This window comes from Pseudonocardia sp. N23, from assembly GCF_002583555.1.
In the GTDB taxonomy this organism is placed as follows: Bacteria; Actinomycetota; Actinomycetes; order Mycobacteriales; family Pseudonocardiaceae; genus Pseudonocardia.
The window spans coordinates 1-9135 of the sequence record NZ_BEGX01000054.1 but is presented as its reverse complement, the minus strand read 5'-3'; the positions used below and the strand labels follow the sequence as shown (position 1 = coordinate 9135).

The following is a 9135-nucleotide window of genomic DNA, read 5'->3' as shown; positions in this document are numbered from 1 at the left end:
GGAGTGGGTGGACGGGCTGCGGCACACGCGGCTCAACAAGTCGCTGGCCAAGCGCGGGCGGATCACCGTGCCCGCACCGGGCAGCGGGGGAGTCGGCCTGTCGTCGAGCGCGGCGGTGGAGGAGTCGGGGGGGCGCGGGGACAAGCCGGTGACCGTGGCCCGGCAGACCTACGGGCAGGTGCTCGCGCACGTCCAGGCCACGCTCGGGACGCTGCCGGGGCTCGTTGAGCGTCTGGAGGTCGCGGCCCGCACCGTCGCCGATCAGGAACAGGCGGCCGCCGAGATCGCGGCCGTGGAGCGGTCGAGCCGGGCGCTGGTCGACGCGGCCGAGGCCGACCGGGACGCCGCCCGTGCGGCGGCCCGCGCGAGCGCGCAGGCGGTCGAGGCGGCCGAGGCTGCTCGTGCCGCGGCGGAGGAGGCGGCCGAGTCGGCGCTGGAGAACGAGGAGACCGCTGACGCCGCGCGCGTCGAGGCCCTGGCCGCCCAGGCGGCCGCCGAGCAGGTGGCCGACCAGCAGCGCCGGCGCGCCGACGACGCCGAGCAGACGCTGGAGGTGGTGCGCGGGGAGCTGGAGCGCACCGGCGAGCGGGCCGCCGCTTTCGCTGCTGAGCTGGAGCAGACCCGCGCCCGGGCCGAGGACCTGCGCGGGGAGCTGGAGCGCGCCAAGCAGGAGGTGGCCGACCTCGCCGCCGAGCGTGCCCGGCTGGTCGGGGAGCTGGACGCGGCCCGCGCCGTCCTCGAGGAGGAGCGGGCCGCTGTCGGGCAGGTTCGCACCGAGCTGGCCACGGTCACCGCGCAGCTGGGGGCGGCCCGCGAGTCCGTCGAGCAGGTGCGGGGCGAGCTGGAGGCCGCGCGCGGCGTCGTCGAGGAGGAGCGGGCGGCCGCGGGGCAGGTTCGCACCGAGCTGGCCACGGTCACCGCGCAGTTGGAGGCGGCCCGCCGCCAGGGCGACGCCGATCGCGAGCACGCCGCCGAGAGGCTGGCTGACCAGCGCACACGTGCCGATGAGGCGGCGGCCGCGGCCGAGCGACTGCGCGTCGAGCTGGCTGAGCTGCGCCGCGAGCTCGCGGGCGCCCAGACGGGCGAGCGTCCCGGCCGAACCCGCGCCGGCGCGAAGGAGAAGTGACCCATGCCCGAGCACGAGGACGAGCACGACAGCGCGAGCGAGTGGCGGGGCGCCGGCTGGTCGGTGCGCCGCGGCGGAGCGGGCATCGAGGTGGGCCTGGACGGCATCCTGAACCCGGCCGCGGCCCGTGAGCTGTCCACCGCCCTGCACCACGCCGCGTGGACCGTCGACGCCGAGTTGACCGAGGCCGACTGGACCCACGCCCTGCTCGTCGCGGCACCGGCGGCCCGGCCGGGCGCTTCTACGGGTACGAGGCCGAGGTGGGCGACGTCGCGGTGCGGGTGTCGGTGATCCCGGCGCCGGCCGGCGGGGTGAGGGCGAGATGTCGCTAACGACGCAGCTGCACGCCGGCGAGCTGGCCGCGTGGTGCGCAGCACGGCTGCCGGGCACCGCGGCCACCGCGGCCGAGGTCGACGCCGCAGCCCGCGCGCGCCCACCGGTTCGCCCGGCCGGCCGGGTCGATGGCCGCCACTGGGCCGAGGTCGGCGGGGCATTCGGGCTGCGCCTGGCCGCGCTGGTCGAGCCCGCCCCGCCCTACCCCGCGCTGTATGGCCTGGTCCGGGCCGGTGTGGTGTCGCGGGCGTGGGCCGACGCGCAGGCCTGTCTGTGGCCCACACACACCGGGTTGGCCACCGGCTTCCCCGCCCTCGACCTACGACCGACTCCCGGCGGGTGGCTCGCGCTCGGAGGCCCGATGGTCGCCGACGTCGCGCCGACGCCGGCCGAGCCGGTGCTGGCCGACCTGTTCGACCGCACGCGCCGCTACCTCGCCGAGCACGCCCCACCCGGCGCGGTCGGCACACCGGCCGTCGAGGCCGCGCTGGGCCGGGTGTTCTGGCTGGTCTCGGCGTTCGAGGACGTCTACCGGACCGGTCAGCCGGGGCCGATGCACGAGCTGTTCGGCCGGTCCGTGCCGTCCGTCGAGACCCTCCGCACGACCGCGCCCGAGCCCGTGGCCGCCGAGCTCGTCGAACTGGCCCACCAGCTGCACAGGAGCGGCAGCCTCGCCGAGCTGCGCCGGCTGGCCGGGGACCCGCCCGCGGGCCGGTCCCTCGGGTACGCCGGCCCGGTGTTCGTCGCGCACTGGGCCGAAGGGGACCTGCTGCTGGACGACGGGCAGGGCTGCGCGCTGCTGGACGTCAAGACCGTGGTGCGGACCGACGACGTGGCGCGCACGGCCCGGTGGCTGTGGCAGCTGCTCGGCTATGCCTGGCTGGACACCGACGACCGGTGGCGGGTGCGGACCGTGGGGCTCTACCTCGCCCGGCACGGCGTGCTGGTCCGCTGGACAGTGGCCGAGCTGGCCGCCCGGCTGCTCGGGGTGGCCGCGCCCGGCCGCGGCGCGATCGCGCGGGCCCGCAGCGAGTTCCTGACGCTGGCCGAGCGCGTGCTCACCACCGAGGGAGCCTGCCTGCCGGTCGGGTAACTGCTGGTCCGGGCCCGGATCGGCGGTGCGAGCCTCTATGCCTGTCGCGGCCCGATGTAGTCGTGGGACTCGATGATCTGGCCGTCGCGGACCCGCATCACGAAGACCGCGGGCAGGGTGAATCGGACGGTGCCGCCGGCCGCGGAGGCGGCGAGGGTGAATTCCGCGGTGAGGGTTTCCTCGTCGGCCCCGGGCGTGAGGTCGGGGCGCTGGATGGTCAGGCTGTCGAGCCGGCCCCCGAGCCCGGAGAAGAACTCCCGCACGGCATCGCGGCCGGTCTTGGTGGTCGGGCCGTCGGGGTCGAAACGGTTGATGACGACGACGTTCGGTGCGTACAGCTCGGCGGCGGCGTCCCAGTCACGCGCCGCGAGGGAACGCGCGAGCGCATCGAACACGGCCGCCGGGCTCGGGGAGGTCATGACCGCTGATCTTGCCAGCGGCCACCGCAGCGGCTGCGCTGGACGGTCGAGTGAATTACGCCAAACCGTTGATCCACGTCACCGCTGGTCGGTCTAATCGAAGGTGTCACGGGCTGCGGTCGGCTGGTTACAGCGCGGTCCATCCGGCGGCCACGGGGAGGGAAAGAGTGCTGATGTTCCTGCGCGGCGCCCGGCCGCCGAGCCTTCCCGCGCCGCTGCCGCTGTGGCCGTCCTACCGGCAGGTCCGGCGGTTCTGCCGCGGTGTCGTGCGGGCGGCCGGCGCGGAACCTCCGCTGGAGGTCGAGGCGCTCTGCACGGCGGTCGGGCGGCTGCGTGGGCGCCCGATCGAGGTGAGGTACCGGGCGCTGCCGCCGGGGATGTTCGGGTTCAGCTTCGCCTACGACAAGCAGACCAGGGACTACGTGGTGGTCGCGGCGAACACGACGCGGATGCACCAGGAGCACATCGTCTTGCACGAGCTGGGGCACATCTTGGCCGGCCACATCGACGGGGAGGCCACCACCGCCGGCGACCACACCGGCGACCACGACGCGGCGCGGGAGCGGGAGTGGACGGCCGAGAGCATCGCGGTCGTGCTCGCCGAGCGGGCGCTGCTGCACACCCGCCGCTTCGGTGAGCGGCCGGCCGATCCGGGCTCCCGGGCCCTCGACGACGCCCTGCGCGGCGGGGGGGCCTGGATATGACCGCCTTCTACGTGACGCTGGCCGCGGTCGCCGGGTGCGGCCTGCTGTGGCTGCTCGCGCAGCTGGGCAGGGTGGCTGCGGCCCCGCGGCTGCTGGCCCTGCTGGGGCTGCTGGCGTTCTGGGCGATGTCGTGGCCGTTCGGGGTGATCGCCAACTCCGGCAGCGGGACGCTGGGCCTGGACCGGCTGGACGCGCGCACGGTCGAGCACGTCCTGCGCCTGGTCGCGACGGCCTGCCTGGTCGCGTTCGTCCTGGCGACCCCGGTCGCCCGCCCCGCCACGGCGCCGGCGTCGGCACGGGCGCGGCGGACAGTCGGCGCGGCGTGGTGGTGGCAGGTCGCGATCCTGCTGGTGGCCGTCGCGGGCCTCGCGGTCGACGCCGAGCTGACCCCGACCGGGCTGCGCGACGAGCTCGCCGCGATGGCCAACGGCAGCGCGGTGTCCGGCGCGGGCCCGGTTTCCTCGACCCCGGTCGCCCTGTTCTTCCTGATCGAGAACGTCTACTACCTGGGCGCGTTCGCGATCGCCACCGTCTGGGCCACCCGCCATCTACGCCGCCCGCTCCCGCCGGCGCTTCGCCAGGGGCTGCGGGTCCTGCGGCTCGGGTCGGTGGTGCTGGTCGCGGCGACGTCGGTGCTGACGGTCTCGGTGCTGATCCGGTGGGCCGGGATCTCCCCGCCGGCCGCGCTCAACGGTGTCGGGCTGGTCCTGCTCGGCGCTGGGTTGCTGGCGGTCGTGCTCGGGCTGGCGGTGCCGGCGGTGGCCAGCGCGGCGGCGGCGCTGCGGATCGTGCGGGAGAACCGGGCCACCGCCCGCGAGCTCGAACCGCTGTGGAGCCAGCTGCGCGAGGTGTTCCCCCACGAGGACGGCGGCCCGCACGCCCCCGGCGGCGGTGAGGCGGTGGGCGGGTCGAGCTACACGGCCTCGGCCGACCACGCGGCCGCACCGCCGGTCGCGGCCTGGCTCTCGCGCCGCTACTACCGCCGGCTCATCGACTGCCGCGACGGTCTGCACCAGCTCGGCCCCTACCTGCAGGCGGTCGCCCGCGACGGCCAGGGTGGCGCCGACCTCCCGACCGGCGCACAGCTGCTGGCCGCGCTCGAGCTACGCCGCGGCGGGACCTACGACCACGACGGGGAACCGGTGGTGCCGGTCGCGGGCCGCGACGACGCCACGATCGGCTTCGCCGACGACGTCCAGGTGCTCGTCGTGCTGTCCCGCCGCCTCGCGGCCGCGCAGCGATCGGCCAGCCACCCGGCCACTGCGCCGTGGCAGCGCCGGCCCCCGGCCACTACTCGTCCTGGTCGGGTCTGAACGGCGGAAAGGTCACGGCCCGACGGCCGGGCAACACCGGCGGCGGCACGAACTGGACCCTGATTTCCGTACGGTTGGTACAGTCTGTACATGAGTGCTGCGCCTGATTTCCGGCCGGAGCCCGCCCCTGACGAGTTGTCCTCGCAGGAGGCCCGCGCCACCTTCGCTGCGGTCCTGCGCCGCGCGGAACAGGGCCACACGACCGTCGTCACCAACCACGGCCGCCGGGTCGCGGCGATCGTCCCGGTCGACGTCGCCGACTACATCGAGCAGATCGAGACCGAGTACCTGCTGCGGGCGGCCCGCGAGGCCAAGGCCGACCCGGAGCCGTCCATCCCGTTGGCCGAGGTCGCCCGAGAGCTGGGCTTCTGACCGACCGTGCCGCCGCGCTATCGGGTCGAGGTCCACCCCTCGGTCGTGAAGACGCTCCGCAAGATGGACCCGCCCGTCGCCCGCCGGCTGTACGCGGCGGTCCACGCCCTCGCCGACAACCCGCGCCCGGCCGCGGCGACCGCCCTCGTCGGCGGCGACGGCCAGATGCGCCTACGAGTGGGCGACTACCGGGTGATCTACGAGATCGAGGACGACCGGCTCCTGGTCCTTGTCCTGCACCTGGCCCACCGCCGCGAGGTCTACCGCGGTGGCCGCTGGTGAGCCGGTCCGACTACGGCGCCATGGATCCAGCCACAGCGCTGCGGAAATGTCTCCCTCAAGACGAAGTTGACGCGTTCAACCAGGAGCTACGAGAAGCCCTGACCCGGGCAGCCGACTCCCTCGACCTGGCTCCTGTGGTCGCCACGCTCAACCGCTGGCGTCACCGGCCCGGGACCCGCCTCGGCGAGCAGCGCACCCGCCTGCTGGCCGCTCTCGGACATTCCCTTCTCGCCGAGCCAGACTCGTGGCCCACCCTGGGGACATACTCCAGCACCGCCGAATCAGAACGCAGGCACGTCAGGGGCCTACTGCAGGGCGACTGGCTCCACATCTTGCCCAGCACCTGGCGCCAGCTCACCCGTGAACTCGGGCTCGACGGCTCTGGGATCTGTCACGAACTTCATCAGCGCGGCGAGCTGCACGTCCCCCCTTCCCGTAGGCGAGCTGGCGATTGGCAAGCCAGCCCGCGCATCCTCGGCCGCCCCACCCGGGTCTACCAAGTCGCCCTCTCAGCTCTGCCCTGATGCGGGTCCCCACCAGACCCTGATGCGGGTCTCCAACAGGGCTGATGCGGGGTGATGCGTGGTGATGCGGGCTCACCGCCCGGGGCTGGCGGCGGGCAACGACGGCGTTGCGCTGGCGAGTGCGTCCCGGCCCTGCGCGAGCTCCGGGACGTGCGCGTGGATCGTGGCGCGGCTGACGCCCAGCAGCCGGGCAATCGAAGCGATGGTGTTCGCCGGGTTGGCCAGCAGGGCCCGTGCGTGCTGCACCTGCTCCGAAGTCAGCGCCGGCGGCCGGCCCAGGCGTTGCCCGCGGGCCCGCGCGGCCGCCAGGCCGTCGCGGGTGCCCTCCACGATCAGCTCGCGGATGAACTCTGCCAACGACGCGAACAGGTGGAACACGAGCCGGCCCCCGGCGGTGGTGGTGTCGATCGACTCGTTGAGCGAGCGGAAGCCGATCCCGCGCCGGCGCAGACCGCCCACGATGGCCAGCAGGTCGTCCAGCGAGCGGCCGAGCCGGTCGAGGGAGACGACCACCAGGACGTCGCCGGGGCGCAGGTAGTCCAGGCACGCCCACAGCTGCGGCCGGTCGACCTTGCGCCCGGACAGCTTGTCGGTGAACACCCGCACGCACCCGGCGGCGTTGAGCGCGGTCAGCTGGCGGTCCAGGTGCTGGTCCCGGGTGCTCACCCGGCCGTAGCCGACGAGCGCGCCGGCGGCCGCGGGCACCGGCAGCAACAGCTCGTCGTCAAGGGCCGGCCCGGCGTGATCGGTCATGGCGCAGACCGTAGGGAAACGGCGGCCCGCGCGTTGCCGACGACACCGACTTTCCGACACCGTTTCCCGACGCCGAAACCCGGTCCCGGCCGGGCGTGTCGCCACCCGCCGCCGCGACGTCGGGAAACGACCGTCTGTCGACGGCCACCGGCGGCGTTCGTGAGGACGCGGCGAGCGCGGGCCAGTCGGCGGGTCGGCCTGGCCCCGTCGGCTGGGGGTGTCATCATCGCCGCCGTGGCGAAGGCGAAGGGGCCCCGCAACCGGGGTGCTGCGCGAGCGGCGAAGGCCGCCCGACGTGCGAACCGGGAGGCCAGGCGTGAGCGGCCGGGTCCGCCCGATCCCTTGCTCCCCGGCCCGGACGATCTGTTGCCGCCGGTGGTGCGGTACGTGAGGGCCGACCGCGAGCTGGACGACGAGGGCGAGCCGGTCGACGTCGCGTTGCTCGATGAGAGCCCGCCGGTCTATGACGTCGAGGTCCGCCGCTACGAGCCTGACCCGCAGGACCCGCAGGACGTCGCGGGCTGGTCGGCCGAGGGCGGAGTGCGCGACGCCAGCGTGGGCACGGACTTTGAGTTCACCGCGTCGTTGGCGGAGCTGCTCGGTTGGGTGCAGGAGGAGGTCGACGCGCTGCGGCAACGGCGCGCCGAGCTGCGGGTGGTGTGCACGCTCGACGGCAGCGAGGCCGAGATGCAGGCCGTGGCTCAGGAGGAGGGCGCGGCGCTGCCGCGTTGAGGACGACCGGCCCCTCGCGCTGCCCGTCGAGCCCGGCGTCCGTAGCTTCCCGAAATATTGACGTTTAAGTGTCAAAATGGCGGGCTATGGTGTTCGGGTGGCCGCCGCAGCGTCTGGCCCGAGGCCCGGCCCGGGGCCGGCCTTCCGGGACGCGAGCCCGGCCGAGGTTCGGGCTGCGCTGGTCCCGGAGGAGGCCGCGGAGTTCGAGCGCGAGTGGCGCACGGTGCTGGCCAAGGCTGCCGACACGCTCGACTTGGCCGAGGTTCTGGAGACGCTGGAGTCGTGGCGTCGGGTCGCCCGGTTGACCGCGGCGGCCGGTGCGGCCGGGCATCGCGCGATGTACCGGCGGGCGGCCGCTCGGCTCACGGGGGAGGACATCCCCGCCGACGAGCCGTTGCCTCGGACCAAGGCGCGGCTGGGCCTGTAGCCGGGTGTACGAGGTCACGACCGACGAGCAGTCGCAAGCCCAGATCGAGCACCTGCCGGCGGCCGCGCGTCGAGGTACACACGGACACCCTGGCCGTCGCGGGTCGGGTAGTTGCGGCCGTTCCGTTCGAGGTCCAGGACGTCGCCGAGAACGGCGAGGACTCGGGTCACGTCGTCCGGGTCGCCGATCACCCGCAGCGCCACCGTCCTGTCTCCAGGATAGGGCAGATCACGGCTGGTCGGTGTGCCGTTCGTCGAGGCGTGCGGCCGTAGGGTGAGGGGCCCAGGTCGGGCGTAGTGGGGAGAGGACAGGTGATGAGATGACGGCTGAGAAGAAGCCTCGACGGACCCGGCGCACGGCCAGCGGCGCCGACGAGCTGACCGCGCTGCGCGCTCGGCGTGCCGAGCTGGATGCGCGCGACGTCGAGCGCCGGCGTCGGGAGGATGCCGCCCTGGAGCGCTACGCGCGGGCGGCCGGTGAGGTGCGCAAGGCACGAGCTGCGGCGGAGGCACGCACGGTCGAGCTGGAGCGGCGGGCCGCTGCCGAGCGCGACAAGGCGATGGAAGTTGAGCGCGAGCAGGAAGCCGCGCAGGCGGCCGCGTTGTTAGAGCTGCACGAGCTGGGTCGCAACGCCGACGACCTGGCCGCGCTCACCGGCGTACCGGTGAAGAAGGTGCGCGCGATGATCCGCGCTGCCCGCCCGACCACGGCCGCCGCCGAGCCCGGAGCGCAGGAGCCGAAGGACGGTCCCGACTCCGCCCCGACCGGCACCGACTGACCGCGACCTCCCGCAGAGGCGAGGCCCGACCACCGACGGCCCGGATCCCGCCTTTCGCATTCCCGGGGGTTGCTCCCGCACGACGGCACGCGGGGGTCCGCCGATCTGTTCGCCCGACCCCCGACACCCGCCCTGCCGACGGCGCGCATGGTGCGCTCCGAGTCCCCCTCCCGCGGCCAAGTCTGGCTGTTGCTGGTCATCAGTCCATGACCTTCTCTGCCTCTTCTGTGGAACGACAGTAGAACGACAGCGGGTCGGCGCCACGAGATGGCAGTCCCG

Annotated in this window: 13 protein-coding genes; 11 read left to right on the top strand and 2 right to left on the bottom strand. The window is 74.5% G+C overall.

Going from position 1 to position 9135, the window contains the following annotated elements; all coding sequences use genetic code 11:
• The 3 genes from TOK_RS16420 to TOK_RS16410 all read left to right on the top strand — a co-directional run.
• A partial coding sequence (locus tag TOK_RS16420; protein WP_374754901.1) for a hypothetical protein occupies positions 1-1126 on the top strand: 1126 nt, incomplete at its 5' end.
• Between the two features lie 3 nt (positions 1127-1129).
• Entirely contained in the window at positions 1130-1417 is a 288-nt protein-coding gene (locus TOK_RS16415) for a hypothetical protein (protein ID WP_098958760.1), read from the top strand.
• A 31-nt stretch (positions 1418-1448) separates the two neighbouring features.
• Positions 1449-2552: a hypothetical protein gene (locus tag TOK_RS16410; protein ID WP_098958759.1), complete on the top strand. Its 1104-nt coding sequence runs from the start codon at positions 1449-1451 to the stop codon at positions 2550-2552.
• Positions 2553-2587: 35 nt separating this feature from the next.
• Here TOK_RS16410 and TOK_RS16405 read toward each other — a convergent pair whose 3' ends face one another.
• Positions 2588-2971, bottom strand: a complete 384-nt coding sequence (locus TOK_RS16405; protein WP_098958758.1) for a nuclear transport factor 2 family protein — start codon at positions 2969-2971, stop codon at positions 2588-2590.
• Positions 2972-3144: 173 nt separating this feature from the next.
• Between TOK_RS16405 and TOK_RS16400 the strand changes: the two genes are divergently transcribed.
• The 5 genes from TOK_RS16400 (at position 3145) to TOK_RS35390 (ending at position 6166) form a co-directional block, all read left to right on the top strand.
• Positions 3145-3675 (top strand): ImmA/IrrE family metallo-endopeptidase, encoded by a 531-nt coding sequence (locus TOK_RS16400; protein ID WP_253258419.1) that lies wholly within the window; start codon positions 3145-3147, stop codon positions 3673-3675.
• Positions 3672-4988, top strand: a complete 1317-nt coding sequence (locus tag TOK_RS16395) for an MAB_1171c family putative transporter (protein WP_098958756.1) — start codon at positions 3672-3674, stop codon at positions 4986-4988. The genes TOK_RS16400 and TOK_RS16395 overlap by 4 nt, the downstream gene beginning before the upstream one ends.
• Positions 4989-5078: 90 nt before the next feature.
• The gene (locus tag TOK_RS16390; protein WP_098958755.1) at positions 5079-5360 is read left to right on the top strand and encodes a type II toxin-antitoxin system Phd/YefM family antitoxin; all 282 of its coding nucleotides are present in this window, start codon (positions 5079-5081) and stop codon (positions 5358-5360) included.
• Positions 5361-5366: 6 nt separating this feature from the next.
• Positions 5367-5642: a type II toxin-antitoxin system RelE/ParE family toxin gene (locus TOK_RS16385; protein ID WP_098958754.1), complete on the top strand. Its 276-nt coding sequence runs from the start codon at positions 5367-5369 to the stop codon at positions 5640-5642.
• Between the two features lie 20 nt (positions 5643-5662).
• Positions 5663-6166 (top strand): DUF6247 family protein, encoded by a 504-nt coding sequence (locus TOK_RS35390; protein ID WP_374754902.1) that lies wholly within the window; start codon positions 5663-5665, stop codon positions 6164-6166.
• A gap of 72 nt (positions 6167-6238) precedes the next feature.
• Here the strand turns inward: TOK_RS35390 and TOK_RS16375 are convergent, their stop codons facing one another.
• Complete coding sequence (locus tag TOK_RS16375; protein ID WP_098958752.1) at positions 6239-6919, bottom strand: recombinase family protein; 681 nt, start codon at positions 6917-6919, stop codon at positions 6239-6241.
• 387 nt (positions 6920-7306) lie between these two features.
• Here TOK_RS16375 and TOK_RS16370 point away from each other — a divergent pair, with 387 nt between their 5' ends.
• The 3 genes from TOK_RS16370 to TOK_RS16355 all read left to right on the top strand — a co-directional run bounded on the left by TOK_RS16370 (position 7307) and on the right by TOK_RS16355 (position 8856).
• Positions 7307-7651, top strand: a complete 345-nt coding sequence (locus TOK_RS16370; protein ID WP_141566419.1) for a hypothetical protein — start codon at positions 7307-7309, stop codon at positions 7649-7651.
• A gap of 97 nt (positions 7652-7748) precedes the next feature.
• On the top strand, positions 7749-8078 hold the full coding sequence (locus tag TOK_RS16365; protein ID WP_098958750.1) for a DUF6247 family protein: 330 nt from the start codon (positions 7749-7751) through the stop codon (positions 8076-8078).
• A 319-nt stretch (positions 8079-8397) separates the two neighbouring features.
• On the top strand, positions 8398-8856 hold the full coding sequence (locus tag TOK_RS16355) for a translation initiation factor IF-2 (RefSeq protein WP_098958748.1): 459 nt from the start codon (positions 8398-8400) through the stop codon (positions 8854-8856).
• Positions 8857-9135 lie beyond the last annotated feature (279 nt).